The organism is Clostridium boliviensis (genome assembly GCF_033342255.1).
Taxonomy (GTDB): domain Bacteria; phylum Bacillota; class Clostridia; order Lachnospirales; family Lachnospiraceae; genus Lacrimispora; species Lacrimispora boliviensis.
Genome location: NZ_JAWONS010000179.1, coordinates 13284 through 39278 on the forward strand (window position 1 = coordinate 13284; position 25995 = coordinate 39278).

Annotated in this window: 31 protein-coding genes; 11 read left to right on the forward strand and 20 right to left on the reverse strand. The window is 40.8% G+C overall.

The window, feature by feature from the left end; genetic code table 11:
- Positions 1–76: 76 nt before the first annotated feature.
- Genes RZO55_RS11095 through RZO55_RS11125 form a run of 7 tightly spaced genes read left to right on the forward strand, consistent with a single transcriptional unit; the run spans position 77 to position 5233 of the window.
- Positions 77–400, forward strand: coding sequence for a flagellar biosynthesis anti-sigma factor FlgM (locus tag RZO55_RS11095; RefSeq protein WP_318064346.1), 324 nt, complete (start codon positions 77–79; stop codon positions 398–400).
- Positions 393–818, forward strand: a complete 426-nt coding sequence (gene flgN / locus RZO55_RS11100) for a flagellar export chaperone FlgN (protein ID WP_318064347.1) — start codon at positions 393–395, stop codon at positions 816–818. Before RZO55_RS11095 ends, flgN begins: the two co-directional genes overlap by 8 nt.
- Positions 815–2857 (forward strand): flagellar hook-associated protein FlgK, encoded by a 2043-nt coding sequence (gene flgK / locus RZO55_RS11105; RefSeq protein ID WP_318064348.1) that lies wholly within the window; start codon positions 815–817, stop codon positions 2855–2857. Before flgN ends, flgK begins: the two co-directional genes overlap by 4 nt.
- Before the next feature lie 14 nt (positions 2858–2871).
- Complete coding sequence (locus RZO55_RS11110) at positions 2872–3882, forward strand: flagellin N-terminal helical domain-containing protein (RefSeq protein ID WP_318064349.1); 1011 nt, start codon at positions 2872–2874, stop codon at positions 3880–3882.
- 19 nt (positions 3883–3901) lie between these two features.
- Complete coding sequence (locus RZO55_RS11115) at positions 3902–4510, forward strand: DUF6470 family protein (protein WP_318064350.1); 609 nt, start codon at positions 3902–3904, stop codon at positions 4508–4510.
- A 20-nt stretch (positions 4511–4530) separates the two neighbouring features.
- On the forward strand, positions 4531–4977 hold the full coding sequence (fliW, locus tag RZO55_RS11120; protein ID WP_318064351.1) for a flagellar assembly protein FliW: 447 nt from the start codon (positions 4531–4533) through the stop codon (positions 4975–4977).
- A gap of 1 nt (position 4978) precedes the next feature.
- Positions 4979–5233, forward strand: a complete 255-nt coding sequence (locus RZO55_RS11125; RefSeq protein WP_318064352.1) for a carbon storage regulator — start codon at positions 4979–4981, stop codon at positions 5231–5233.
- A 2-nt stretch (positions 5234–5235) separates the two neighbouring features.
- On the opposite strand, the gene RZO55_RS11130 is transcribed toward RZO55_RS11125, so the two are convergent.
- Positions 5236–6453 (reverse strand): nucleotidyltransferase family protein, encoded by a 1218-nt coding sequence (locus tag RZO55_RS11130; RefSeq protein WP_318064353.1) that lies wholly within the window; start codon positions 6451–6453, stop codon positions 5236–5238.
- A gap of 112 nt (positions 6454–6565) precedes the next feature.
- Here RZO55_RS11130 and RZO55_RS11135 point away from each other — a divergent pair, with 112 nt between their 5' ends.
- Positions 6566–6910 carry a hypothetical protein gene (locus RZO55_RS11135; protein WP_318064502.1) on the forward strand — a complete coding sequence of 115 codons (345 nt, stop codon included), beginning with the start codon at positions 6566–6568 and terminating at the stop codon, positions 6908–6910.
- Positions 6861–7280 (forward strand): C39 family peptidase, encoded by a 420-nt coding sequence (locus RZO55_RS11140; protein ID WP_500683307.1) that lies wholly within the window; start codon positions 6861–6863, stop codon positions 7278–7280. The genes RZO55_RS11135 and RZO55_RS11140 overlap by 50 nt, the downstream gene beginning before the upstream one ends.
- A gap of 9 nt (positions 7281–7289) precedes the next feature.
- Here the strand turns inward: RZO55_RS11140 and RZO55_RS11145 are convergent, their stop codons facing one another.
- The 3 genes from RZO55_RS11145 to fliD form a co-directional block, all read right to left on the reverse strand.
- Positions 7290–7685: a hypothetical protein gene (locus tag RZO55_RS11145; RefSeq protein WP_318064354.1), complete on the reverse strand. Its 396-nt coding sequence runs from the start codon at positions 7683–7685 to the stop codon at positions 7290–7292.
- A gap of 63 nt (positions 7686–7748) precedes the next feature.
- Positions 7749–8117 carry a flagellar export chaperone FliS gene (gene fliS / locus RZO55_RS11150; protein ID WP_318064355.1) on the reverse strand — a complete coding sequence of 123 codons (369 nt, stop codon included), beginning with the start codon at positions 8115–8117 and terminating at the stop codon, positions 7749–7751.
- A gap of 15 nt (positions 8118–8132) precedes the next feature.
- Complete coding sequence (fliD, locus tag RZO55_RS11155) at positions 8133–10811, reverse strand: flagellar filament capping protein FliD (RefSeq protein ID WP_318064356.1); 2679 nt, start codon at positions 10809–10811, stop codon at positions 8133–8135.
- A 145-nt stretch (positions 10812–10956) separates the two neighbouring features.
- Here fliD and RZO55_RS11160 point away from each other — a divergent pair, with 145 nt between their 5' ends.
- Both RZO55_RS11160 and RZO55_RS11165 read left to right on the forward strand, forming a co-directional pair.
- The gene (locus RZO55_RS11160; protein ID WP_318064357.1) at positions 10957–11727 is read left to right on the forward strand and encodes a ParA family protein; all 771 of its coding nucleotides are present in this window, start codon (positions 10957–10959) and stop codon (positions 11725–11727) included.
- A 27-nt stretch (positions 11728–11754) separates the two neighbouring features.
- Positions 11755–12594 carry a late competence development ComFB family protein gene (locus RZO55_RS11165; protein WP_318064358.1) on the forward strand — a complete coding sequence of 280 codons (840 nt, stop codon included), beginning with the start codon at positions 11755–11757 and terminating at the stop codon, positions 12592–12594.
- Here RZO55_RS11165 and RZO55_RS11170 read toward each other — a convergent pair.
- The 16 genes from RZO55_RS11170 to RZO55_RS11245 form a co-directional block, all read right to left on the reverse strand.
- Positions 12591–13874, reverse strand: coding sequence for an EAL and HDOD domain-containing protein (locus tag RZO55_RS11170; protein WP_318064359.1), 1284 nt, complete (start codon positions 13872–13874; stop codon positions 12591–12593). The two genes, RZO55_RS11165 and RZO55_RS11170, sit on opposite strands and share 4 nt — an antisense overlap.
- Positions 13867–14787, reverse strand: a complete 921-nt coding sequence (locus RZO55_RS11175) for a chemotaxis protein (RefSeq protein WP_318064360.1) — start codon at positions 14785–14787, stop codon at positions 13867–13869. Before RZO55_RS11175 ends, RZO55_RS11170 begins: the two co-directional genes overlap by 8 nt.
- An 83-nt stretch (positions 14788–14870) precedes the next feature.
- Entirely contained in the window at positions 14871–15353 is a 483-nt protein-coding gene (locus tag RZO55_RS11180) for a chemotaxis protein CheD (protein ID WP_318064361.1), read from the reverse strand.
- Complete coding sequence (locus RZO55_RS11185; RefSeq protein ID WP_318064362.1) at positions 15346–15972, reverse strand: chemotaxis protein CheC; 627 nt, start codon at positions 15970–15972, stop codon at positions 15346–15348. The genes RZO55_RS11180 and RZO55_RS11185 overlap by 8 nt, the downstream gene beginning before the upstream one ends.
- A 31-nt stretch (positions 15973–16003) precedes the next feature.
- The gene (locus RZO55_RS11190) at positions 16004–16774 is read right to left on the reverse strand and encodes a flagellar hook-basal body protein (RefSeq protein WP_318064363.1); all 771 of its coding nucleotides are present in this window, start codon (positions 16772–16774) and stop codon (positions 16004–16006) included.
- Positions 16775–16788: 14 nt separating this feature from the next.
- Entirely contained in the window at positions 16789–17592 is an 804-nt protein-coding gene (locus tag RZO55_RS11195) for a flagellar hook-basal body protein (RefSeq protein ID WP_318064364.1), read from the reverse strand.
- Between the two features lie 17 nt (positions 17593–17609).
- Complete coding sequence (locus tag RZO55_RS11200; protein WP_318064365.1) at positions 17610–18425, reverse strand: sigma-70 family RNA polymerase sigma factor; 816 nt, start codon at positions 18423–18425, stop codon at positions 17610–17612.
- Positions 18422–20494, reverse strand: coding sequence for a flagellar biosynthesis protein FlhA (flhA, locus tag RZO55_RS11205; protein WP_318064366.1), 2073 nt, complete (start codon positions 20492–20494; stop codon positions 18422–18424). Before flhA ends, RZO55_RS11200 begins: the two co-directional genes overlap by 4 nt.
- Positions 20495–20534: 40 nt before the next feature.
- Complete coding sequence (gene flhB, locus RZO55_RS11210) at positions 20535–21596, reverse strand: flagellar biosynthesis protein FlhB (RefSeq protein ID WP_318064367.1); 1062 nt, start codon at positions 21594–21596, stop codon at positions 20535–20537.
- 23 nt (positions 21597–21619) lie between these two features.
- The gene (fliR, locus tag RZO55_RS11215; protein WP_318064368.1) at positions 21620–22381 is read right to left on the reverse strand and encodes a flagellar biosynthetic protein FliR; all 762 of its coding nucleotides are present in this window, start codon (positions 22379–22381) and stop codon (positions 21620–21622) included.
- 27 nt (positions 22382–22408) lie between these two features.
- Positions 22409–22669: a flagellar biosynthetic protein FliQ gene (locus tag RZO55_RS11220; RefSeq protein WP_318064369.1), complete on the reverse strand. Its 261-nt coding sequence runs from the start codon at positions 22667–22669 to the stop codon at positions 22409–22411.
- Positions 22670–22686: 17 nt separating this feature from the next.
- Positions 22687–23346, reverse strand: a complete 660-nt coding sequence (gene fliP / locus RZO55_RS11225) for a flagellar type III secretion system pore protein FliP (RefSeq protein ID WP_318064370.1) — start codon at positions 23344–23346, stop codon at positions 22687–22689.
- A gap of 10 nt (positions 23347–23356) precedes the next feature.
- Positions 23357–23713, reverse strand: a complete 357-nt coding sequence (locus RZO55_RS11230; protein ID WP_318064371.1) for a flagellar biosynthetic protein FliO — start codon at positions 23711–23713, stop codon at positions 23357–23359.
- Positions 23714–23730: 17 nt separating this feature from the next.
- Positions 23731–25110 carry a flagellar motor switch protein FliN gene (fliN, locus tag RZO55_RS11235; protein ID WP_318064372.1) on the reverse strand — a complete coding sequence of 460 codons (1380 nt, stop codon included), beginning with the start codon at positions 25108–25110 and terminating at the stop codon, positions 23731–23733.
- Between the two features lie 50 nt (positions 25111–25160).
- Positions 25161–25607, reverse strand: a complete 447-nt coding sequence (flgC, locus tag RZO55_RS11240) for a flagellar basal body rod protein FlgC (RefSeq protein WP_318064373.1) — start codon at positions 25605–25607, stop codon at positions 25161–25163.
- A gap of 24 nt (positions 25608–25631) precedes the next feature.
- Entirely contained in the window at positions 25632–25991 is a 360-nt protein-coding gene (locus RZO55_RS11245) for a response regulator (protein WP_097004760.1), read from the reverse strand.
- Positions 25992–25995 lie beyond the last annotated feature (4 nt).

Below are 25995 nucleotides of genomic sequence, written 5' to 3' on the forward strand. Positions count from 1 at the left end.
TCTTATTAAATGACGATATTATAACTGTGATATAAAAATACAAAGTTTCTCAAAGCTCTCAGAAAGGAGTAATTTCATGCGTATCTCATCGAATTATCTTAATACGCTGTATAATACATCCATGATACGACAAAATCAGGACTCAACCAGCAGCCCGGCTAATGAATCAGCAAAAACAAATTACGATGAAATCACCATACGTTCTGCTTCCCAGGAAGATATGGATTCAAAATTTGCTGCCAAGCTAAAGAATATGCTCATGAATGAAATCAAGAACCCAGCGTCTGACGAAAAGCTGAATCTGTTAAAGGAACGAATGGAAAGCGGTGCCTATCAGGTAGATGCTAACAAGATCGCAGAGAAGATTCTCTGGCACAAAGGAGCCGATATTAATGAATGAGTTTACAACTATCATGGAAGATCTGGTTGAGCTCTTCAAAGAGCTGACTCAGATCGAACAGATAAAAATAGAAGCTGTAAAGAAGAACATGGTAACTTATGTGGAGGACTGCATGAACAAGGAACAGGCTGCAGTCTTAAAACTGAGAGGTCTTGATAAGAAACGGGAGACCTGCCAGAAGAACATGGGTTTCGAAGGGTATACTTTTCAGCAGATTCTTGAAAGCACAACAGGGGATGAACAAAGCCGTCTTCGTCAGCTGTTTGACACGCTCTCCTATCATGTCAGTCTTTTTCAGGATACAAACGAAAGTGCCCGGGCTATGCTGGAAATAAGCTTACATAATATTAACAAAGCCATTTCCCGCACCCATCAGGAAAACTCAAAGGATAAAAAGAATTGGGAGGGTCTCATATGACACGATCTACATTTTCCGGTTTTACAATTGCTCAGCTTGCTATGTCGGCCAGTCAGCGTGCCCTTGATGTTACCGGTCAGAATATTGCCAATATTAACACGAAGGGTTATACAAGACAGCAGGTCGACCTTGTAAGCCTGAATTTAAGGGGTGCTGATCCAACCAGCACTGGTCCTGGATCTAAAATCGGGTATGGTGTTGAAATTACTGGAATCTCCCAGATCAGAGATCCATTTCTTGATGTTCAATACCGTAACCAGATTGCAAAAGTAGGCACTTCAGATGCCAGACAGGCAGTCTTAGATCAGCTGGCTGATATATTTGACGAGACGGACAAAGATGCTTTAAAAAAGGCTCTCAGTGATTTAAGCAGCAGCTTAGACCAATTATCTTCTAATGCAAACAACAGCGAATTTGACAGCATTGTCCGTTCCAGATGCCAGGTCCTCTTAAATTATATTCATCAGAAATCTGCAGATTTAAAAACCACCCGGGAAGAAACCATATATGGTCTGGAAAACACAGATATTAAAACTGTTAACAGCCTCCTTTCCGATATCGGAGAATTAAATGATACCATATGGAAAGGTCAGATATTAGGCAATCCTTCCCTGGAGCTGATGGATCAGAGAAATAATAAGCTGGATGAACTGGCTGGTTATCTTCCTATCAGCGTAACTTACAAAGAGGTTACCATTGGCACAAGTGAAAAATATAATTATCCTGTTGTAACATTAAACGGCTCTGACGGTATGAGTTATGAACTCACTGCTGGAGAACATGGAGAAAATTTTGCTTCCTTTGGGATTGAACAGCATAAGGGCACAGACGGGAATCCTGATGGGACGGTTCGTATTTCTATTATTCCTGCAACTGATTATCCCAAGGGTGTAGATGTGTCTTCTTTTAAGACAGATATTACGGATTATTTAAAAGAAGGCTCTATAAAAGGCACTGTGGATATGTTAAACAAATCAGGAGAACTTGATGATCCTGCTACGGATTTCAGAGGTCTCGGGTATTACGAGAAGGTATTTGATACCTTTGTGCAGACCTTTGCAAAGAACTTTAATGATTTAAATGGTAATATACAGCCCTATACAGGTGCCAATGTTATGCCAGCTTCTGGCGCTGCCAAGCCTATGACCACCACCGGAACAGAGCATGCTGAATTTTCATTCGGCTTCGCTAATACCACTGGAAATTTCTTGGCTGGTGAAACTATTAAGTTTAATGGTACGGTATACACATTTGGAGATGGTACCGGAGGTACTATTGAAATAGGTGATACCCTGGATAAAAGTCTGAAGAATCTGGAAGGTAATCTGAATACAAACTTTGCAAGTTTAAATGTTGAAGGATCTCCTATTGCCGGACAATGGAATTACGATGCCGCCAGTAAAAAGATGACTTGGACCAGCACTGCTGCCATGAGCGCCGGGATAAATATTACAAAAGACAGTATAAAGTATTCAGATGATACTGCAATTAATTTCACATACAAAGCAAATCCTAACAATGTAAAAAGCTTTGATTTATTTAGTACATCTGACGGCAGCAAGAAATTCACTGCTTCCAATATTAAAATAAACGATGACTGGATGAATAACTCCATTCATATTATCGCCTCCCACGACCCGGATGCAGGGTCTACAGCCAATGACAATATTCTTAAGATGTTAAAATCATTAACTGATACAAGAGAATTTAAATATGAATATACCGTAGTAGACAGCGGAGGCAATAAAACTTCCAAATCCATATCATTTTATTCCGGCAGCTATTCTCAATGTTATTCAACGCTTGAGAACAATCAGGGTATTGACAGTTCCAAAAATAAGGCAATACTGGACAATCATGTATCAGTAGTACAACAGACTGCCAATAATAAGGATGCCGTTTCTGGTGTATCTTTGGATGAAGAGGGTATCAATCTGATGCATTTTCAGAAATCATTCAGTGCAGCTGCACGTTTTATGACAACTCTGGATCAGGCTCTCGATACTCTGATCAATAACACTGGCGTAGTAGGCAGATAAAAGGAGGGAAAGAAATGAGAATTACCACAAGTGCCATCATAAGAGATTATAAAGCCAATCTCTCTGCTTCAATCAATAATTTAAATGTATCTCGAACTCATGTTATGACACAACGCAGTTTTAATAGCACTGCTGAAGATCCTGCTTCTGCTGCCAGAGCCTCTCAGCTGCATCGTAAATATTATAAGAATCAGGATAATTTAAAGATGTTGGAGGAGGTACAAGCCAGACAGGATGGTCAGGAAGATGCGCTGAGACAAATTTCTGATATGGTTAAAAATATTAGTAAAAACTATAATATACAGGCATTAAATGGAACTAATCAAACAAAAGAAGTGCGACAGAGTTATGCTTCAGCGATCCGCCAGTTTCAGCAATCCATGGTACTGAGTCTGAATTCATCCTATGAGGAAACCTTTCTTTTCGCTGGTTCTGATGGAAAGAACTCTCCTTTTGAGTTAACCTCAGATGGTACACTTAATTACCGTGGAATTGATGTTAATTCAGCAAAGGGGTCCGCTGATTATGATAAGTTAAAAACTTTGTCAAACGAAAATCTGTATGTTGATCTGGGAATGGGATTATCAATGGATGATTTTGACCAGGTTGTATCTTCCAGTGCTTTTAATATGTCTCTCCCTGGTATTAATGCCATTGGGTATGGTGTTGATGAAAAAGGAATGAGCAATAATATAGTTGTAATGGCCGGTAAACTTGCAGACTCATTAGAGGCTGAGACATTTGATGCAGACCAGTTCCGTGATCTTATGAATAAGTTTGACACATTAGGTACTAATTTAATGAACCAAATTACAGAATTGGGCGTTAAATCAGAATTTCTAACTACTACAAAAGACAGACTAGATAATGCTGATATATCCATACAGGAACAGATGTCCGGTGTAGAAGGGGTTGACATGGCAGAAGCTATTACCAATTACATGTGGGATCAATACGCATACAATTCTGCATTAAAAGTTGGAACAAGCATTTTATCCTCGTCATTCATTGATTTTATGCGCTAAGCTTTAGGAGGGATTTTATATGGAACCATTGCTTCAGATAAAAACCATACCATTAAAATATGAGATGAAAATACAGAAGGCTGAACTTCGGTATGCAAAATCTAAATCAGAAGTATTAATCAATAAAGAAAACGGAGGGCTGGATATTAACAGCAAACCGATTAAATCTTATATTGATACTTATGAAGCTCGCAGCTCGATTACCCCCACCACCATGGAAAGCGTCCGTCAGGCCGCTGCTTCCGGGCTGGAGGCTGCATCTGAGGCTGCTGCTACTTATACAGAGGAGGCTGCACTATTGTTAGATGCAAAAGTTCCAAATCCACTTGATCAGATTTTCCGTCAGCGTGCCCAAATGCCTACTGGAGAGTTCGGTTTAGCTTTTATCCCCACTACAGGTCCCGATCTTGAGTGGTCAGCCCCTGATCTTAATATTAAATATCAAATGGATAAGCTGAGTTTTGATATCCGTGCAGCAAAAGGAGATTTTGAATTTATCCCCGGCACCATTGAATTTTCTATCACACAGATGCCGGACGTAGAAATAGAATACATTGGCAAACCAATGTACGTTCCTCCCAGTGCTGCTAAATTCTTTGATCACGCACCCATTGATGTCTTGGCTTAATTCAATATTTGGAGGTATGAATGGAAATAAAAACGCAATATTTTGGTACCATTCCTTATTCTGAAGGGGAACTAATTCACTTTTCTGATGGATTGTTTGGATTTTCCCATTTAAAAAATTATGTACCTCTCGCATTTCAGGATAATAGTGACGCGATGATATCTCTGCAATCAATTGATGATGACAGAATATCTTTTATACTTATGAACCCGTTTCAATTATACTCTGAATATACTCCCGTTTTATCTGCAGACGACAGCAGTATGTTAAAGGCTTCTTATGACGAAAAAAATATATCTTATTACGTTATCTGTGTAATACATGATAATATGGATGAAAGCACAGTTAATTTAAAGGCTCCCATCGCTGTCAATACAGATACAAGAGAAGCAAAGCAGATAATTCTTGATAACCCTCTTTATAAATTTCGTCATCCGATCAAAGACTTTATGAGAAGGGAGAAATAATATGCTGATACTTCAGAGAAAAAAGGAACAGGCTTTAAACATTGGCGATAACATTTCTATTACTGTTCTGGATATTGGAAATGATTGGGTCAAGTTAGCAATTGATGCACCCAGAGATGTATCTATATTAAGATCAGAATTGGTAGAAGCAGTTTCTGCAAATCAGGAAGCAGTTTCTCTCCCTCTGAATGCCGGGTCAATTACTAAAATAAAAGAGTTTTTTTCAGAGCAACAGAAAAACAGCGAAAATACCTGATTTTACTTAGGTATTTCCGCTGTTTCTTTTGATTCCTCCTCTACACTCTCATTCGATGTTTTTCTATTCTTTTTAAAAAGACCTTTTAACTTTGGATTTATTTTATTCCGTATACGATTCATACATAATCTGCTTAGATATCTCCATAACCGCAATACCCAGAATAGAGGCAATAAAATCCCTGATTTTCCTAAAAATGGATATATTGTCTCCATGTATCTGCGATCAGGAAACAGCCAGGAAATCATTTTTTTCACTTCCTCCAGCCTTCGGTTTCTTGCATAGCAATCTGCGACAGACTTAATCAAAGGCAGCAGCTTGGAACTAACCTCTCTTCCCTCTGTACCTTTTGAAAGAATGTAAGATTCCATGGCTTCATAGATCTCTACGTTTTCAATTACTGCACCCGTTCCAAACCATCTAAGGATTAAATGTTCCAGGCGCTCTGCAAAGTCGGCGATTTTTAATTTTTTAAGTCTTCCATATATATAAGGCCAATGAAAGCTTTCTGCATAAGTTTTATAAAAGATCCAAAAATCCATGATTTGGCTTAAACTGATATTTCCTCTGGCATAACTATCTGTCAGTCTGCACATATAAAACAGATATCTTTCATCAAGAGGTAGCTCTCCTATATGATTTTTCTCATTCTCAATTGGTGATAATTTGAGTAAATTTTTGAAAAATCTTCGCATAGATGCACTAAAGAAAAGAGTATGGTCGAAATTAAGTACTCTTATCCCCGGAATACGATAATATACCGTCCCCAACTCATCTGTCTTACGATTTTCAAAATCTACTTTTCTTAAAATTTCCCATATAACACGGGTGCTCTTTTTACTGGAACCAATTTCAATGGAATCACGACAACACATCTCTTCAATCGGATAATTTTTGACAATATCTGAATAACTAAGATAAAAGCTGTTGATTTTTTCATGTTCCATCAGTGCAACTATCTGCTTCTCACTTTTTTGCAAACGTTCTACCCGATAAACAGATTCCAAATATTTATCAAAAAACTGCTGCCTCACAGCCTGGGGCACTTCCTGGTCCAGCCCCAATATACCATAATGTACTGCATGTGCCACACCATGATAGTCTGCTAACCGAAACATCTTTTCCCAATCAATTAATCGTATCGGTTCTGGTGAAGTTTTCTGATTCATCACTGCAGATAATAATATTAGTAAATATCGTTCTTCGTAACCTTTAATCATTCACTTTTCCATCCTTAACTAAATCCCATATCCACTTTTTAAATGCGATCTTAACTTTACCGCAAGTCTGTCCGATAAATAAGATATAACATTAAAAATAAAGGTGAGCCGTATGAACAGATTATTTAATACACTTTTCAAGCCCCTGTTCGTAATCGTCATCCCGTTTGCGATTTTTTCTTTTAATTGTCAGATTGAGGGATCAGCCGCTGCTGGAGTCCAATCTTCAACTACAATAGAGCCTCAAACAATTGATGCTGAGATCCCACAGGAAGGCAGATACGACGTTATGTTAGACAGCGTTTGTGGCCCTCTCACTTATTATAATCAGGCAGATGCCAGATGGAGTAATTATCTGTGGGGGGGGGAGAGACCCTTTAGTTACTTATGGATGCGGTCCCACTGTTATGGCAATGATTGTTACCAGTCTGACTGGGAACCAGGTACTGCCTACTGATATGGCAAACTGGGCTGCCAACAACAACGGCTGGTGTCCCGGACAAGGTTCCTATCACCGTCTCATACAAGACAGCGCATCTGCTTATGGTCTTATATCTAGACCGATTAAAAGCTATACCGCAGAAGGAATTAGAAACGCATTGGATTCCGGACATCTGGTTATCGCATTGATGAGGAAGGGGCATTTTACTCAACAGGGTCATTTTATCATCATAACAAACTATAATGCAGACGGATCACTGCGTATTGCAGATTCTAATAATTATGATAATACAAAGATCAATTGGGATCCCTCAGTGATACTTGGTGAATTGAATTACCGTGCCTCTAACGGAGGACCTCTTTGGGCTATTGCTCCTTCAAACTAAAATTTTTTATTAATTATAAAAGGAATGGGTACCTGCAATACGAGTATTGATACGTTTATCGAATTCGATAGTACGTTTCAGTATCTGCTGGATATTCTTTCCTTTTTGTATTGCCATTTCTGCGATCTGCCCTTTCGGTTTTCCATACTCTTGTCCTTTCAGCCACGCTTCCACACAAACTGCTTCTTCCGCGGATAAAACAGATATAAGACATTTTATATTCTTATCAAAAGTATCTGCCTGATCCATCTCATCCTGCCGCATTCCCAAAAGCATTTGCACTGAAGTTTGGTCGTTGCGGGAAAGAAATTCTCCCATTTCACGGGTAATTCGCTCTATCTCTGCCATACACTGATATTTTTTCTGCATCTCTTTTAGAATCTCCAAAAGTATGGAATCCTCCATTTGTACCTCCTCCTGTCTGCATATTATTACGGCTGGAGAAACGTTATCTCCAGCCCGAAATAATTAACCTCCAATCCGTTGTGCTTCCCTAAAGGAGTCACGCAGATCCATAATCAAAGGCCTTATTTCCGATATAACTGCGGAATTTCTGCCTGCTTTGATTCGAACTAATTCATAAAGGAAAAAGTCATAAAGCCTTTTTAATTCATTACTAATTTCGTATTGAAAATTAAGAGTATCTTTTAAATATGTAACAATATCCATTGACCGTTGTATTGACTGCTCAAAAAGCTCATAATCTTTATTTTCCAGTGCCAGCTCTGATCTGGTCAGCCGCTTTAAAAGTTCATCGTATAAAAGATTGAGCATCTCGCCTGCCGTCATGGTATTTACGGTCTGTTCCTTGTAATGTTGGTATCCGTTTACTGCCATCTTTTACTCCGTTTCTTATGAACCAAAGGATTGACTCAACCAGCTGCTTTGAGAATTCATCTGGGAGATCAGTGTTTCCAAATTGGTAAATTGCTTGATATATCTATCTGTCTCTGTCTTCAGCTGATCATTAAGCCGGTCAATTACTGTATCCAGACTATCCATCGACTTCTGTAACGAATTCCTCAGGATACTGGTAGGTGCATAAACGGAACCTGCCTTTTCAATCAAAATACCCTTTGTCGCCCCAGTCGTACCTGCATACTTGTTAGTAATATCTGATAACCTTGCCATGACACCGCCTTTGTCACCTGACGCTGCATCCGCAGTTCTTGTAAACAATTTCTGTAAATCTGCGGAATTTGATTCCAGTGCTGCCCGGAATTTTGTTTCATCAAGAACCAGTTTTCCATTATCTCCATAATCAGAGCTGGTAGATATTCCAAATGAAGCCAAGGCTGCTTTATCTGCAGAACCGCTTTCAAAAATAAACCTCATGCTGTCAGATAGACTTCTTAAGTCCGAATCATTAAAAAGCATACCTGCTTTTGCCTTTTCTTCCCATTTTTTAATCTGGTCCTCTGTCATGTCCGCTTTCTGCTCATCTGTTAGGGGCTCATAACTACGGTTTGGTTTGGTTGAGACTTCTTTGTTTACCAGTTCAATCATATCATTGTAATCTTTAATCATATCAGTAACAGCCTTTACAATGCTGTCAGAATCTGTCTTGGCATTAAATTTAACTGGCTCCGTACCTTCAATCAACGTATCTCCGCTATAGCCGAACGTCCCGTTCACTGTAACATTCAGACCATCCAGATTAAATGTATTGCTTTCACGGGTCAGATTAACCACATCGTCCGAACCTTCATATTTAACACTGACAATGGCATCCTGGCCCGGAGTAACCGTATAGTTCGTATCCTTTGCACCAAAGAGCATCTCCGCATCATCACCCTCGATTTTCACATCGCCGGCTACTCCGCCTACAGTTGACTGTATTAAAAATTTATCTGCATTCTTCATATAGCTGATGGAAACTCCAGCATCCGAACTATTAATTTTATTCATGATATCAGTGATTGTAGCATTATAAGTCAGACCTTTAATATCCTCACCATTAATTTTAAGTTTCATTTCACGGCTGTCTACATAATCACCCATTTTGGTGTTCAGTTCCCCGACATTGGTCGCAGACTCATTGACTTTAAAATAATCGATTGCATTATTGATGCTACTTAAATCCTGATCTGACATAGATGGATTGTGTGTGGCAATCAATTGTTTGAGATCATCAATGCTGGTGCTGTCATCTATTAAACTCCCAAGTCCCTCTATCGCAGCCTGAGCTTTCACAGATCCGGCAAAGTAGGTAGTATCCAGATTTAACTTTCCTTTTGCCTGAAGATTTGCCTCAATATTATTCAGACCTGAATCCGCAAGTGATGCATTCAGATTCAGACGGTTTGATTCACCACTTGAAACTCTTAAGGCACCATTTTTACCAAGCACTCCGGTATCTGCATCTGCTAAAGCTAAAATAGATGTTTTATCCTCCAGACCTGTTGCCGCATCCATAGTTTTAAATACAAGCTGATAACCACCGTCTGCTGCGTTAACCTGAGTATCAACTTTTATTCTACCTGTTCCAAATTGTTTGGCCAGTTTCCCTTCCAGGTCACCCGCTATGGCTTTAAGTGCCGCTTCATCTCCCCCAGCATCGGTTATCATCTTCTGAACATCTGCAGCGCTGTCAAACGCAATCGACTTTGTAGTACCATTATAAGAAAAGCTCAGGTTCGTTCCGCCTACACGCTGGGCAAATGTCTTTGTTTCGAAAAAGGACTGCTTATTCATAAAATCTTCAGTGAAGCCTGTATCGGAGATGGTGCGATCTTCCGCACTTAATTTATCAAAATTTTCAAACCCGAGCGCTTTAATAGCTGTATCACTACCGCCATCAAAAAGGATAGTATTACCCGCTGTATCCGTTGATTTGAAATTCAGCTTAAAAGGAGTTCCATCCTGGTCCGCAGATACTTTTATCACATCTGCCAGAGTTTTACCATTACCAATAGAGACCTCTTTTAGAGATCTTGTTATGGATTCCTGAGCGTTTTTACCATTGGAATAATCATAAGTATAACCATCTGTAGTAGTACCGCTTTTTAAAGATACAGAATATGACTTTGTTCCATACTTAAAATAAAGATACTGGCCTTCCAGATTACTTACCTGGCTCTCTCCCAGATTGATACTGCCAGTTGTGAGACTATTATCCGATACTGCTGTTTTAGAGGACATAGATGCATTCTTAGCAAGCTGCTTTACCCCAACAATAGATATCGAATCAGAAAGAGCAGAACTGCCGGATACGCTAACATAACTACTGTTAGCCCCCACAGGTGTGATACTGCTTCTGGCCCAGAAACTCGGACTGGATAAATTGGTAGACTGGTTCGTATAAGAGGTGTATTTTTTAGAGAACTCAACAAGCTTCGAGCTAATGGAACGATAAGATTCCTGTGTCCATGCATAAGTCTGTTTCTTCTTCTGCTGTTTTGCAATCTTCGCTTTTGTGGAAGCTGTCATTCCCTCAATCAGAGTATCTCTGTCCAGTCCACTTGCCAGACCGCCGTACCCCCGTATAGTAGAGGCTGAACCATTTTTAATGCTATTCAATGCTGATGCCATACAAATAACTCCTTTCTCAACTATCTAAATAATCCAATTTTCGCCAAAAATCGGTTTTTTTCATGTTTTTGCTATACTTATTTATCGTCATATTGTATACTAAAGATAATAGTATTATCTTAATTTACGAATGGAGGAATACAATTTGTCAACTGTAATTACTATTACAAATCAAAAGGGCGGCGTAGGCAAAACAACCACTTCCTGTTCTCTTGCCTGCGGTCTTGCCATGAACAATAAAAGAGTACTGGCAGTCGATTTAGACCCTCAGGGTAACCTTGGATTCAGCCTGGGACTGGAGATTGAAAACTGTGCGACGATATATGAGGTTTTCCAGGGCACTGCCACCCTCCAGGAGGCAATTCGTCCTGCCAAATATTGCGATGTGATTTCATCTAATATTCTTTTAAGCGGAGCGGAGCTGGAGTTTACGGGAAAGCAGAGGGAAAGTATGTTGAAAAATTTACTTTCCACAGTTGCAGGATATTATGACTTTATTATCATTGATACACCTCCTGCGCTGAATATTTTAACAGTGAACGCCTATGCCGCTGCCGATTATCTGATTATTCCCATGGTACCGGAGATTTTAAGTCTCCTTGGAGTTTCCCAGATTAAGGATACCATTAATACAGTCCGTTCCTCTGTAAATCCAAATCTGGTTGTGCTGGGAATCCTTCTGAATAAATTTAACCCAAGAACGCTGTTGTCCAGGGAAGTGAAGGAGATGGCTCAGAGCATTGCCTCCCAGATCGGGACACGTGTGTTTGAAACTCATATAAGAGCCAGCGTCAGTGTCGCCGAAGCTCCAGCCCAGGGAGAAAGTCTGCTGGATTATGCTCCACGATCCAATCCTGCTCAGGATTATAAAGCTTTGGTAACGGAAGTTCTTGAATTGATCAAAAAATTAAAATAATATTATCTTGAGAGGAGCACATAAACGATGGCTAGGAAAAGCAGCAAAACAGCTCATGTCATGAATCTTCTGTCCGGAGGTGAGTCTGAATCTTCCAAAACGGAAGCTGCTAAAGAAAATCATGCTGCCAGCCAGGCAGCCGAGTCAAAGGGAACTATCAATGAATTGACCGTGCTGGCTCAGCAGGCCTCCATACAAATGCAGGACGGACCTCTGTCTCCCAGTCCTATTTCTATCATTGATCTTTCCTCTTCCGTACCGGATCCAGTGGCTGAACAGATCCGGCAGCAGCTTGAGGAAGACGAAAAAAGAGAAGAACCAAAAGAGATACCTCAGGATGAGAACAATGCAATAGGGGAAACTGAAGATAGTCCTGTTATTGACACTGAAGAAGCTGATTTGGAAGAAGTATTAACAGCAGGCACCGATGAACCACAATTAACAGAGGAAATGCTTGAGCCGTCTGAACACCCAGCGAATATCGATATTGACACTGATATACAAAATCCGGACGAAGAGAATGATTCCGATAGTCCGAATACTGAGGAACCGGTTCAATCTGATATGACACCTGCATTAGATCCTGTTGCTCCAGCCCTGCTTAACTTTAAATATTTAAATGTCATGGAACATGTTGTGGATAATATTGCCAGAGAATATATGGACCGCCTTGGAGGGTGTACCTGCGAACACTGCATTGCTGATGTCACTGCTCTGACGCTTAATAAACTTTCTCCAAAATATGTTGTGGTAGAACCTCCTGCTGCATCTCCCATGCTGAATTTTTATTCCAGCCGTTTTGCTCCCCAGGTAATTGTAGAGTTGACAAAATCCTGCCTTATAGTAAAAGAAAACCCACACCATTAGGTGTGGGTTTTCTTACTTAAAGGAACTTCAGTTTCCTGCTCTGCAGTGCTGGTTAATCCATTCCAGATCTCATTTACTGCTTCCACGCAATCCATATATGTCTGCGCAAGCTGTCCGGAAGGTATATTCAGTTTATCTGAAAGCTGCTTGACTTTCTTCCATTCCGCGCTTTCATAGCTGAGAATTAATTCATACAGATCACCACAAACCCCTTCCTTGCGTATCAATGCATCTTTTATTTCCTGAGCAACCGGAACCTCTTCAAGGATTTCCTCCAGAGGTGCATTGATCATGTATTGAAGGGTAGAAAACATTCCCATCATATAGACTTCCGAACGAATAATGGGAAGGTCCTGTATGTGATCGGAAATTGTCATTGCAAATGTTGCCCTGAGGAAGGATAGTTTCATCATCGCTTCTAAGGATTCTTCATTATCAATGTCATTGTTGAAGCTTAACAAATATACCCATTGCTTCAACTGACTGATTCCCATGGTAACCAGTGCCTGACGTATGGATGAAACTCTGCGGCGAAGAGCAAAGTATGCGGAATTAACAATCTTAAGAAGAGCATAGCTTAATGCTGCATCTCTGTTGATAATTTCTTCAATCTTTTCTATATCCGGTTCATCTTTGGATACCTCGACTACCAGCTGGAAGAAGTTTCCTTCCAAAAACTCCATACGGTTTACTTTTCCGGCCATGGCTTCCGCAACGTAGCTTCCTTCTGCATAATCAGCACCTACTTCGATTGCCAGATCGTAATCCTCGTTAGAGCTGACTCCCGTTACAATACACTTCTTATCAAATCCCTTCATTGTATTAATCAGGTTTTTGAGAGAGATCCGCTCTTTTCCTTCCTGCTTATTCCTAATATCTATCTTTATGTAAGTAACATAGTCAAGCATGGAAAAATATTTGGGTGAAAACTGGAAGTCATTGATCGCAAATACAAATCCTTCCGCCCTGTATTTTCTTATAATAGTTGGAGACAAAGGATGAATCATGACATGATCTTCAATTTGAATCACCATCTTTTCTTTATCAAAAATCTTCGGTGTATTCCGAAACAGCAATGAAGGAGTAAATGTAACAAAAGTCAGCTTATCATGAAAAATGCTTTCTGTATTCTGCATCAGGAATCCTGCAATGGTATCAGCTGCTGCTACATCGGAGCTGCTGTATAGAGAATCATAATCCTTCTGAAACAAAACTTCATAGCCGATAATCCTGTCCTCCTTCAGCGCCTTAATCGGCTGCCGGGTGACATACTTATCCATTCGTATTCCTCCTCTGAAGTAAATGATCGATCACTTCCACCAGATGGGCGATTTCCGGCTTACTCAGCTGTTCATCTGCACCCAGCTGTTTTCCCTTTATCATCAGTTCCTGATTAATCATGGAAGAGAATATTACCAAAGGAATATGTTTCAGCTTTTTATCTTCTTTTACCAGCTTTGTCAGACGATGTCCATCCATCTCGGGCATCTCAATATCCGTGATAATCAGGCTCACCTTTTCATCTAAATCGGAATCATCCCGAATCTGGCTTAAATAATTCCATGCTTCCTGCCCGTTATTCTTAAAAGTAAGATTTTCATAACCTGCTTTTATCAGTGCAGCCTCTATCATTTTTGTTAAAAGAATGGAGTCTTCTGCAATCAGAATCGGTTTTGTAACAGACTCTCTCTTTCCAAGTTTATTAATGTCATCAACCTGGATTCCGGTCTCGGGAGCGATGTCAGCAACAATTTTTTCGAAATCAAGGATTGTAACAAGATCAGTTCCGCACTGAGCAATTCCGGTCGCTACGCCTTCATCTCCACGGCTTATGGTATCATCTGGTTTCTGGATATTCTTCCATGAAATACGGCTGATACCAACTACACTGTGAACACGGAAAGCGATGTGCAGCTTATTGAAATTGGTTATAATAAAAAGATCCTTACCTTGTTTTTCGCCTTTACTGCCAGTCAGGTAGTAAGGAAGATCGATTACTGTAAGAAGAAGATCCCTTGGTTTAAAAATACCCTCTACGGATGGATGGGCATGGGGGATGGGCTTCACCTTATCTGACATCATGATCTCACGTACTTTCGCAACGTTAATTCCATACAACTCACCGTAAATGGTAAATTCCATTATTTCAATTTCATTCGTCCCTGATTCTAATAAAATCTCTGTTTCTGCCATACTTTCTCTCCTTTATCCCAATATAATCCAGCAAAAACAACTGCCTGTTAATTTATCGGCATCTTTTTGCCAGTTCATAATGTCTACAAAACAATTTCTGCTCTGCCGTAAGTTCTGATTTTAACCTGCCCTGTGCTGACGTCCACAGACATAGTGCGGGCATAATTTTCGCCTACGTCCAAAGCAGCAAGCCGGATGCCCTCTTTTTGAAGAATCTGCTTTACGCTTACAATATTGCGGGCACCGATATTACCGAGCGTACTATTCCCCTGTAATTCGAACATCTTTGCCCCCCCTGCAATCTTCGCAATCAGCCTGGGCTTTCTGGCTCCAAGAATTTCAATTTTTCTGAATGTCTCAGCCAGTCCGGTGTCCGCATATTTAAATACGTTAACATCTGCTGTCCCATATACCTCAGGAAGCATAATATGTACCAGAGCGCCCAGCTTTATCATGGGATCGTATAAACTGATGCCAATGCAGGACCCCAGAGCGTAGGTGATCAGTGTCCCCTCCTGCCGGGCAAATTTCATGTCCGCAATTCCTACTGTTATCTGTTTATCCATTTACAATCCCCAACTTTTCCATTAAAAAGTTCAATGACATGATATCCGGCATCATCAGTAAGTCACTGTGAAGGACTTTCCCTCCTATTACAAACTGTCCGCTTATCATCATCATCTTATCTGTCTGATATCCGAATTCCACCATGGGGACGCTTAAGATTCCTCCCAGCATATTGACTGCAATATCCGGGACTGATAAATTGATTGTAACCTCGCTAAGTGTTGACATTGCGTTTACATAAGATGAGATAATAATATTGCCAATTTCCTCCAGAGCCGAAGTCTCCAGGACATTGAGCTGGTAATAATCTTCAATTTCCTGCTGCATAACACTGGATAAAACCTCATTGATGAAATCCATTTTTAAAATAAACAGCATTAAACCGTTGATTTCTCCGGTCATCTTCACCAGAACCGCAGCCACAATTTCCTCCGGATCTCCCAGGAATTTGATGGCTTCATTATATCCAAGAATCTGAACATCCGGAAGTGTCATACGGACGGTCTTGTTCAACATGGAGGAAAGTGCGGTAGCCGCATTGCCCGTACCGATACTGCCGATTTCCTTTATCAGATCCAGTCCAAGTCCATTCATTTCGTCATAACGTGTAATTTTCATATGCTCGCCCTCTCTCATCGAACTCTGCTATTTATCGCAGAGAGTTAATTGTCGACTCAACTTCATCAGAAGTCTGTACCATCTTAAGAGCATAGGAGTATGCTCTCTGGGCCTCCATCATTCTTGTCATTTCCAATGCGAAATCAGTGCCGGACTGTTCCAGCGATCCACTCACCACTTTTGCCTTCTCTAACAGTATGGGGTCCCCATTTTGAGCTGTAGCAGCAAAAACATTGTCTCCTATTGGTTGCATTCCATTGGTGTTTGCAAAGGTATATACCCCTATCGCATGAGGATCATGTTCCCCTTCCTGCAGTTCTTCCGGCTCTTCCTCTTCCTCCGGCTCTTCTGAAGGATAGGAAGTCGGCTTTACGTCATAAGAAATTTCTTCCTGGTCCATATTAAGAACCCGCTTGCCGTCTACATTCACAAGGTAAAATTTGTCGGTTGTCTTTGCCAGCTGAAAACGCCCGTCTCTGGTATATGTAATGTCTCCGGAAACAGGATCCTTCAGCATGAAGAAACCATCACCCTGCACCGCATAGTCATTTTCCAGACCTGTAGTCTGATATGGCATAGCTGCCATATTTGTTTTTACCTCATCTACCTTGGAACCATTTCCTGTCTTAACGTTGACATCCTCAAGGGCGTTCCGTGTCTGTGTGTATACAAGATCGGAAAATACACTGTATTCCGGTTTAAAACCCACTGTGTTGACATTCGCAATGTTATTTGATACAACATTCAGCTTGGTCTGCTGATTCCTGGCTCCTAATGCGCCTATGTAAAAGGATTGATTCATCCGCTGTACCTCCCTTATACTCTTCCAATATCAGAAACTATTTTACCCATGAGCTGATCGTACATCTTAAGGACCTGTGCCGCACTCTGGGAAGCTCTCTGACTGGTCATCATGGATGTCATCTGTTCAATGGGATCAATATTGGACCGTTCCACAGATTTCCACATCACTCCTCCGTCCACTTCCTTTGCTTCTGCCTGTGAGGAGAAAGTTCCATTATCTTCTTTTACCAGCTGAGTGTAGTCATCGAAATTCACGACTCCTATTTTCCCCAGGATCGTTGGTTCTTGGTCTTCCCCATCACCGCCGTCTTCTTCAGAGCCGAGTCCTTTTAACGGCATTTCGTATATATTACCAGACTTATCAACTGTAATATGGTTCGATGTCATTTCAATAGGGTTACCATCTTCCCCCAGCACTCTTCCAAGTGAAGATAAACAAAGATATCCATCCTGATCAATATCAAAAGAACCGTTCCTTGTATAGAGACGGTTTCCACCAGCATCTTCAATGGTAAAAAATCCAGGTTTAGTTAAAGCAAAATCTAAGTTCCCTCCTGTTTCTTCTACATTCCCCTGATCAAAACTGGTCTTCACACCTGCAACTGTACGCATCATGGAAGAAGTGCCCACCTGCACAGGATTGCGTTTATTGATATTCCCGCTCCTGTAAAGCATCTCATCTTTAAATGTGGTGCTGGTCATACGATCTGATTTAAAACCAGGAGTACTTACATTTACCATATTATTACTGATGGTATTTAAATTCCGGTTCTGATAAAGCATACCGGAAGCCAGATTATAAAATCCTTGAAACATCCCAATTTTCCCCTTTCCTATTTCCCATTTATAAAATTAGTCAGATTCAGTCTCAGCTTTTGTATCGCATTGGAATGGATCTGTGAAATTCTTGGTTCACTGACATTCATGATCCTGGCAATCTCTTTCATATTTAATTCGTCCATATAATACAAGGAAATAACCTTTTGCTCATTTTCCTTTAAATTATTTATGGCAGATACCAGTATTTGCTTAAATTCTTCCTGAAGATAATGGGATTCCGGCTGGTCATTCTCACTGATGGAAGGCAGCTGGACTGTTTTCTTGTTATCATTGCTTCCTTCTAACACCATATCAAGAGAAATCACACTGTAAACATTGGTCTTTCCTAAAGCTTCCTGATATTTATCCAATGATACATTCATATACTCGGCAGTTTCTTTTGATGTTGGAAAACGCCCCAGGCGGTTGCATAATTCCATAACTGTATTGTCCAGTTCCTTGGCATTCTTTCTGACGCTTCTGGGGATCCAATCCTGCTTTCTTGCCATATCAATTATCATACCACGAATCCGCTTGGAAATATATGTTTCAAACTTCACATTCATATCAGGATCAAATTTTTCAATCCCGCTCATGATCGTCAATACACCTTCATTAACGATATCCTCTATTTGAGCAAAGCTTAAATAGACATCACGCATTTGAATAGAAATGCTCTTCACCATATACATATAACGCATAACCAGCTCGTGCTTGATATTAATATCCTTAGTACGCTTATATTTAATTAGTAAATCTTCATTGGTATATTGGCTTAACTCCTGTTCCATTCCGATTAACACTGCCTTTCTGACATTAAATCCTGTCAAACGGTAATATTTCCGACTGCCTGGATCTGAATATTATTTGCGATCTCATTAAATGAAAGAACATAGACATTGGGATAGAACTGTTCGATCAGACGGTAAAAATACAGCCTGACTACCTGACTTGTAAGAATCACAGGTTTTTGTTCCAGGTCGTTGAACTTCTTTAACTGTTCCCCCAGCTGCCCGATCACAGACTGCATCATATCAGGGCTAAGTGCCAGATAGACACCCTGTTCCCCTTTTGCCATGCTGCTGATAATATTTTTCTCCAGATCCGAATCCAGAGTCAGAACTTTCATCTGACCTCCATCACAGAACATTCTGGTAATGGTCCTCTTTAATGCAATTCTGATATTCTCAGTAATGAGATCAATATCTCTGGTGGTTGAAATAGAATCCACAATGGTCTCCAAAATGGTTTCCATATCTTTAATAGGCACTCCCTCTTTCAACAGGCTGTTGAGTATTTTCTGAAAGTTACCATAGGATAACTGACCAGGAAACAATTCTTCTACAAGTTCTGGGGAGTGTTTTTTAACATTATCTAACAGCTGCATTACTTCCTGTCTTCCAAGAAGCTCATATGCATGACGCTTAATGGTTTCCGATAAGTGGGTCAGCATAACTGACAGAGGGTCAATGACTGTATAGCCATAGATCTCCGCCATTTCTTTATTCTCCGGGCGGATCCATTTACTTGGAATTCCGTATGCCGGCTCCACAGTTTCAATTCCATCCACTTCTCCGGAAAGAACCGGCGGCTCCAGTGCAAGATAGTAATCTACAAGAATTTCACCCTTTGAAACTTCTTCGCCTCTGATTTTAATAACATACTGGTTAGTATTTAGGCTGGAGCTGTCTCTCAGTCTGACGGAGGGAATGACAAATCCCATGTCCTGTGCGTACTGTCTTCTGAAAATGACAATACGGTTAATCATTTTTCCTCCACTGCCTTCATCTATCAGAGGGATTAAACTGTAGCCAAATTCCAGTTCAATTGGTTCTACACTAATCAGGGAGTAAACATTGTTTACATCTCTGTAAAAGGATTCTTCATCGGAAGGCATCTGCTGACTGGTATCTTCCATTAACGCGTTCTGCTGCGAAACCACTTCCCGGATGGCCGCCTGCTTAACTTTTCGTTCCAGCTGAAAACCGACTCCTACCAGAAGAATTGCCATTAGGCCAAGCTGGAATTTCGGCATACCCGGAACCATCATGAGCACTGCCATAACAGCGCCTGTAAGCATTATGGCTCTTGGCTGGGCCAGAAACTGAGCGGATACATCCTCATTTAAGCTTCCGTCTGATACTGCTCTGGTTACAATCATACCGGTTGCTACCGCTATCATAAGCGAGGGGAGCTGGGATACCAGCCCGTCACCTACCGTTGCAATACTATATACAGTCAGTACCTCATTGAAAGGCATATTGGACTGAAGCATACCAATGATCGCACCGCCAATAAAGTTAATAGCAGTAATAATCAGAGAAACAATTGCATCACCTTTTACAAATTTAGTGGCACCATCCATGGCACCGTAAAAGTCTGCTTCTTTTTGGATTTTGTAACGTCTTAACTTTGCTTCCTGCTCATTGATCAGACCGGAACTTAAATCCGCATCAATGGCCATCTGCTTACCTGGCATGGCATCCAGCGTAAATCTTGCTGCTACCTCAGATACACGCTCCGTACCCTTTGTAATAACCAGAAAGTTAACTAAAACAATAATCAGGAATATAATAAAACCAACTACAACATTTCCCTGTAATACGAAATCACCAAAGGCTTTAATTACAAGACCTGAAGATCCCATTCTTGTTAAGATGTTACGGGTGGAAGAAACGTTAAGACCCAGACGTAACAGTGTGGTAACCAGCAGCAACGATGGAAATATGGAAAATTCCAGCGGCTCCTTAATATTCATGGTTATCAAAAGAATAATCATGGAAAGGGAAATATTTATTATAATCATTACATCCATAAAAAACGGAGGCAATGGGATGATCAAGAGAAGCACAATTGTAATGACAAATACTACAACGGAATTCTTCAGTAAAGTCTTCATTCTTTTACACCATTTCTTTCAAGTATCTATGCAGCATTTTCTACTCTATGATCTTGTTATTCATACGGTATACGTATACCAGAATCTCAGCGACCATACCATAATATTCCGAAGGGATAGATTCCCCCACCTTGGTACTGGCAAAAATTCCTCTTGCAAGAGGCTTGTTTTCCAGCACATAAACTCCATGTTCATCGCCTACGGCTACAATCCTTAAAGCAAGTTCATCCTGACCCTTGGCAACCAGAACAGGCGCGCTGTCCTTTTCTATGTCATAACGCAGTGCTACTGCGTAGTGGGTCGGATTACGAATAATGACGTCTGCAGTTGGAACTGACTGCATCATTCTGCTGCGGGCTCTTTCTCTTTGTAAGTTCCGGATCCGCCCTTTAATTTCCGGATTTCCTTCTGTCTGTTTGTATTCTTCTTTCATGTCGTGCTTTGACATCTTAATCTGACGTTCATATTCCCACCACTGGTAGAAATAATCAAAGCCGGCTATTGCCAAAAATACAATTGATACCTTTACTACCATATCCATAATGGAATCTAAAACGAAAACTGCCGAATCCATTATATTCTTATCAATGGTTCTGGCCACTGCTCTTAAATCACTTTTTATGATCTGATATAAAATTATAGAAAGAATGGTAATTTTAATCAGATTCTTGATCAGTTCCACCAGACTTTTTAAAGAAAAAAGATTTTTAATCCCTTTAATTGGATTCAGTCTTTCAAATTTGGGAACCATATTACTTTTCGTAAACAAAAATTTTGTCTGTATTCCTGTTCCAAGAATTGCCAATACGGTAGAAACAAGAATAATTGGAATAGCTGCTTTGGAAACAGCAATCACCGTGTCCCAGTAAACACCTGTTGTATAATCTGACAATGTATCTGCTGCCGGAGCCAGACTCACATATTTGATCATATAATCCCGCATGGTCCGGTACATAAGCGGAAATAACGCTTTCAGCATTATGAAAGTACCAAGAAGAGTAGCGATCATGACCACATCCTTACTGACTGCAACATGACCCTTTTTTCGTTCGTCCTGCCGCTTTTTCGGTGTGGCCTTCTCGGTTTTTGAATCACCTGCCATTTCCGTTCATCACATCCTTTGCGTTATAAAGTTCTGATCATACTTTCAACTGCCAGAAGCATCTGACTGATAATGACACCCACATAATCAGACATTGGAGAAAATAAGAATACGAGCATCAATAAACCAATTAAAACCTTCGCCTGAATGTTAACTACAAATACATTAATCTGTGGAATAACTTTCATGAGAATTCCAACTGCCATTTCCGTTATAAACTCAATTGCCATGATCGGAAAAGCAAATTTCAGTGCCATTACGATACATTGAATAAATACTTCAAGAATCGCCCATGCAACTTTTGTCCCAATCACAGCCTGCCCGTAAGGCACAAGTTCCGATGACTGGATCAGAAGCTTAAAGAGTGCCAAATGACCATCTACCGCAAAAAATAGTAAAATAAAATATGCATGAAAGATACTTCCTGTAATTGCTACCTGAGCGTTACTCTGCGGATCAAATACCGTAGCCATGGAAAGTCCCATCTGGAAATCGATAATGGCTCCTGCATATGTAATAACCATGACAAACAGTTCCATGACGAAACCAATGGCGTACCCCATGGCAAATTCTCTGATAAGAAGTACTGCATATTCCACCGAAGTAACTGGTTCCGGGACCTGTGCAGAAGAAAACGAATATAAAAGAAGGGTGAATACCATAACAAAACCGCCCTTCACATAACCGGGTATATTACGTCTTCCTAAAATGGGATTCAGAAGTATAAAACCTGACATCCGCATGAGAATCAGAGAGAAAAGCATCATCTGTCCTATATCCGGCATTTAATTTTTCCTTTCATCTGTCCGAATTCACCCCAGCATGGTGTTGAATATACGTATTGTGAAATCGCTAAGCGTTTTCATCATATTACTGCCCAGCATCAAAAGCATGAGCCCTATAACAAACAGCTTTGGTACAAAGGTAATGGTCTGTTCATGAATCTGAGTTGCTGCCTGGAGTATGGAGATAAGGATACCAACGATCATGCTGACCACCAAAACCGGTCCAGCCAGTTTAACAGCCGCTCCGAACATTTCATACATCAGGCTGCTGAGTGCAACGTCTGTCATAAGAATTCCTCCTGTCCTTAGTGAAAGCTTTTAACAAGGTTTGTAAATAGTAACTCCCAGCCATTCACTGTAACAAACAAAAGCAGCTTAAATGGGAGTGATATCATGGCAGGCGGCAGCATCACCATACCCATTGACATCAATGTACTGGAAACAACAATATCCACCAGCATAAATGGCAGAAATATCATAAAGCCTGCTGTAAAAGCCCGTTTTAATTCCGATGTCATAAATGATGGTATAATGACTGTCATTGGCAGATCTTCAATATTTTCCGCTTTCTCTGTATTGGATAAATCAATAAACAGATTGAGTGTACTTGTTTCGGTCTGTTTCAGCATAAAACGCTTCATGGGTAACTGGGCCCGTTTGAGCGCCTCAGTCTGGTTTATCTCTTCTTTTATGTAAGGCTGGTAAGCCTGTGTATTGATGTCCTTTATAACCGGATCCATGATGAACAGCGTTAAAAATAACGCAATGCCAACAAGGACAATATTAGGCGGCGTCTGCTGAACCCCAAGGGCATTCCTTGTAAAAGAAAGGATAATGATGATTCTGGTGAAGGAAGTCATCATAACCAGAATAGAAGGCATCAGTGATATGATGGTCAGAATGAGGAAAAGCTCCAGGGTAGGCACCCTGCCTCCATTTATGTTAACTAAGGCATCTGTATTCATTCTGCTCCTCCTAACTGTCTTTCCGGTTTTTATCTGTATATTTTTTCAGAATGCTGATGAAATCCGGGTATCCATCTTTGTCTTGAGGATTTGGGATATTCAGGCTATTTTGAATATCCTCCTCCGTCAGTTCTGCCAGAACTGTAATCTGTGAAGAAGCAATACCAATAAGAAAATAATGACTGCCTGCACGAACAACCGCAATCGCCTTATCCTGCCCAAGGGGAAGCCTGTCTAACATCTGCATATAATTCCCCCCGCGTTTTAAGCCAAACCCTTTTCCAATACTTTTCGTAAAAATATAACTCAAGTACAGAATGAGAATGGTAACAATCAGTACCGACACCAGACTGATCACACTGTTCATCTACAGGCACTTCCTCTCTATTCTACGTTCCTTTTGATTATCTCCGTAACACGAATACCAAAATTATCATCAACTACTACTACATCACCTTTTGCAATACATCTGCCGTTTACATACAGATCGACCTGCTCTCCAGCCAGTTTATCCAATATAACAAGAGAACCTTTGGTAAATTCCAGTATTTCCTTTACCAGCTTTCTGGTTCTGCCGATTTCAACAGATACCTCCAGCGGTACTCCCATAATCAGCTCCCGGTTTTCTTCCTGTTCCTCAAAGCTTAACTGACCTTCTGTCAGAATATTCTGAGGCACTGGTTTCACATTGATGGTTTTTGGTTCCGGAGCATCCTTTTTCGGCATATTCATCTGAGAATTCTGCATCTGCAGAATCATCTGCTGCATCTGGTTAATCATTTGCTGCTGCATCTGCATCTGGTTCATCATCTGCTGAATCGCAGAATTGTCTGTATTCTCCATCTGACTCGTTGTTTTAGGTTCTGTAGCTGCCGGCTGTGGTACTGCAGGTGCAGGTGCCGGTTCAGGTGCTGGCGCAGTATCCGCAGCCATACTTCCGTTTAAGAGCATCTCTATTTCCTCCTGAGACAAGATCCCTCCTGCGGACTCCTGTTTCGGCGGTGTCTGAGGTTCCGGCTTAACTTCCGGCTGAGGCTGGGGGGCGGGTTCTGAACTTCCGGCCAGCAGCTTTTCAATTTCTTCCTGAGATAAAAGGCCGCCTGACGGTGCCGGAGAAGTATCAGGTTCTGGTGCTGCCTCCGGTAGCGTTTCTTCCACAGATTCACCGCTTTCCTGAGGAAAGAAACCTGCCACAAGCTCTTTCGCAAGAGTAGGCGGCATCACATTAATAAATTCACTTGCCATCTGATCCGCTATTTTTAAATTAAAGCCAACTACAACCATTAAATCTTCGTCATGATAATATTTTTCTTTAAAGTCTCCCACATCTTCAATCTCAAAAGAACTCGGAGTTGAGATATTAACCGCTTTGCTTAAAAACTCGCTGAGAGCTGTTGCTGAAGCACCCATCATCTGATTCATTACTTCACAGATTGCACTGATATTTAATTCATTTAATTCAAAATCCACTTCCGGGGTTTCTGTTCCCATCAGCATATCTACGATAACCTTAACATCATGCTTTTTCAGGAGCATAATATTGCTTCCGCTAAGACCCGCAATATAAGTAATCTCCACCCCTACTGCCGGTTCCAGGTTTGATATCTCAAACTCACTTTTCGTCAATACCCTTACTACAGGTGTGGTAATATCAACTCTGGCATTGAGCATGGTAGATACTGCAGTGGCTGAGGCTCCCAGGCTTATGTTTAGTATTTCACCTATGGCATCAATCTCAAATGCGCTAAAATTCTTCGAATCCATACAACTTCTCTCCCTTTATACTCATTTAGCCCTCTATGCCATATTTTCCCTTATTTCCCAATCTCCAATGCCTTGGAAGCCATCATTTTTATGGCATTAAATGCGGTTATATTGGCTTCATAGGACCTGGTCGCAGACATGCTGTCTACCGTTTCCTTTATTAAATCCACATTTGGCATCTGGACATAGCCATTCTCATCTGCATCCGGATGTTCCGGGTCATAAACGGATTTCAAAGGACTGGTATCTTCCACGACCTGAGATACCCTGACTCCGCCCACACTCTGCTGGCGGCTTTTTCCTGCTGCATTCATTAGAGTTCTGCGGAAATTGTTTTCATTCTGCGCTTCGAGTACCACCATTCTTCTGCGGTACGGGTCACCGGAAGCCGTTTTGGTGGTATCGATATTGGCGATATTTTGTGATGCAATATCAAGTCTGAGACGCTGCGCAGTCATAGCAGACGCACTGATATTCATCGAGCTTAAAAACGACATTTGTACCCTCCTCAATGAATCAGATTAACCGATAATGCCAGTTACTGTCTTTAAAATTCTGTCTGGTTTAAATGGCTTAACAATAAAATCCTTTGCTCCTGATTTAATCGCTTCAATTACCATGCTTTCCTGACCCATCGCTGAACACATAACCACAACTGCATTGGGATCCTTTGCCTTGATAGCCTTTAATGCTTCCAGTCCATCCATATTCGGCATGGTAATATCCATGATGATCAGATCCGGGTTTATCTCTGTAAACATCTGAACAGCCTGAGCGCCGTCAGCTGCTTCATACAGATCGGTATATCCGTTCTTTGTCAGCGTGTCCTTGATCATCATTCTCATAAATGCCGCATCATCTACCAATAATATTTTTGCCATTTTC

Excerpts from the sequence above, each read along its gene's own strand:
- RZO55_RS11145 (WP_318064354.1), bottom strand. The coding sequence starts at position 7,685 with ATGGAGGATTCCATACTTTTGGAGATTCTAAAAGAGATGCAGAAAAAA.
- RZO55_RS11140 (WP_500683307.1), top strand. The coding sequence starts at position 6,861 with ATGGCAATGATTGTTACCAGTCTGACTGGGAACCAGGTACTGCCTACT.
- RZO55_RS11245 (WP_097004760.1), bottom strand. The coding sequence starts at position 25,991 with ATGGCAAAAATATTATTGGTAGATGATGCGGCATTTATGAGAATGATG.
- flgN (WP_318064347.1), top strand. The coding sequence starts at position 393 with ATGAATGAGTTTACAACTATCATGGAAGATCTGGTTGAGCTCTTCAAA.
- RZO55_RS11110 (WP_318064349.1), top strand. The coding sequence starts at position 2,872 with ATGAGAATTACCACAAGTGCCATCATAAGAGATTATAAAGCCAATCTC.
- RZO55_RS11230 (WP_318064371.1), bottom strand. The coding sequence starts at position 23,713 with ATGAACAGTGTGATCAGTCTGGTGTCGGTACTGATTGTTACCATTCTC.
- RZO55_RS11190 (WP_318064363.1), bottom strand. The coding sequence starts at position 16,774 with ATGAATCAATCCTTTTACATAGGCGCATTAGGAGCCAGGAATCAGCAG.
- RZO55_RS11095 (WP_318064346.1), top strand. The coding sequence starts at position 77 with ATGCGTATCTCATCGAATTATCTTAATACGCTGTATAATACATCCATG.
- fliW (WP_318064351.1), top strand. The coding sequence starts at position 4,531 with ATGGAAATAAAAACGCAATATTTTGGTACCATTCCTTATTCTGAAGGG.
- RZO55_RS11125 (WP_318064352.1), top strand. The coding sequence starts at position 4,979 with ATGCTGATACTTCAGAGAAAAAAGGAACAGGCTTTAAACATTGGCGAT.
- fliD (WP_318064356.1), bottom strand. The coding sequence starts at position 10,811 with ATGGCATCAGCATTGAATAGCATTAAAAATGGTTCAGCCTCTACTATA.
- fliR (WP_318064368.1), bottom strand. The coding sequence starts at position 22,381 with ATGCCGGATATAGGACAGATGATGCTTTTCTCTCTGATTCTCATGCGG.
- RZO55_RS11130 (WP_318064353.1), bottom strand. The coding sequence starts at position 6,453 with ATGATTAAAGGTTACGAAGAACGATATTTACTAATATTATTATCTGCA.
- flhA (WP_318064366.1), bottom strand. The coding sequence starts at position 20,494 with ATGAAGACTTTACTGAAGAATTCCGTTGTAGTATTTGTCATTACAATT.
- flhB (WP_318064367.1), bottom strand. The coding sequence starts at position 21,596 with ATGGCAGGTGATTCAAAAACCGAGAAGGCCACACCGAAAAAGCGGCAG.
- RZO55_RS11195 (WP_318064364.1), bottom strand. The coding sequence starts at position 17,592 with ATGTTTCAAGGATTTTATAATCTGGCTTCCGGTATGCTTTATCAGAAC.
- flgK (WP_318064348.1), top strand. The coding sequence starts at position 815 with ATGACACGATCTACATTTTCCGGTTTTACAATTGCTCAGCTTGCTATG.
- fliP (WP_318064370.1), bottom strand. The coding sequence starts at position 23,346 with ATGAATACAGATGCCTTAGTTAACATAAATGGAGGCAGGGTGCCTACC.
- fliS (WP_318064355.1), bottom strand. The coding sequence starts at position 8,117 with ATGGCAGTAAACGGATACCAACATTACAAGGAACAGACCGTAAATACC.
- RZO55_RS11185 (WP_318064362.1), bottom strand. The coding sequence starts at position 15,972 with ATGAAAATTACACGTTATGACGAAATGAATGGACTTGGACTGGATCTG.
- flgC (WP_318064373.1), bottom strand. The coding sequence starts at position 25,607 with ATGTCGTTTTTAAGCTCGATGAATATCAGTGCGTCTGCTATGACTGCG.
- RZO55_RS11180 (WP_318064361.1), bottom strand. The coding sequence starts at position 15,353 with ATGGATAAACAGATAACAGTAGGAATTGCGGACATGAAATTTGCCCGG.
- RZO55_RS11115 (WP_318064350.1), top strand. The coding sequence starts at position 3,902 with ATGGAACCATTGCTTCAGATAAAAACCATACCATTAAAATATGAGATG.
- RZO55_RS11220 (WP_318064369.1), bottom strand. The coding sequence starts at position 22,669 with ATGACAGACGTTGCACTCAGCAGCCTGATGTATGAAATGTTCGGAGCG.
- RZO55_RS11165 (WP_318064358.1), top strand. The coding sequence starts at position 11,755 with ATGGCTAGGAAAAGCAGCAAAACAGCTCATGTCATGAATCTTCTGTCC.
- RZO55_RS11175 (WP_318064360.1), bottom strand. The coding sequence starts at position 14,787 with ATGGCAGAAACAGAGATTTTATTAGAATCAGGGACGAATGAAATTGAA.
- RZO55_RS11170 (WP_318064359.1), bottom strand. The coding sequence starts at position 13,874 with ATGGATAAGTATGTCACCCGGCAGCCGATTAAGGCGCTGAAGGAGGAC.
- fliN (WP_318064372.1), bottom strand. The coding sequence starts at position 25,110 with ATGGATTCGAAGAATTTTAGCGCATTTGAGATTGATGCCATAGGTGAA.
- RZO55_RS11135 (WP_318064502.1), top strand. The coding sequence starts at position 6,566 with ATGAACAGATTATTTAATACACTTTTCAAGCCCCTGTTCGTAATCGTC.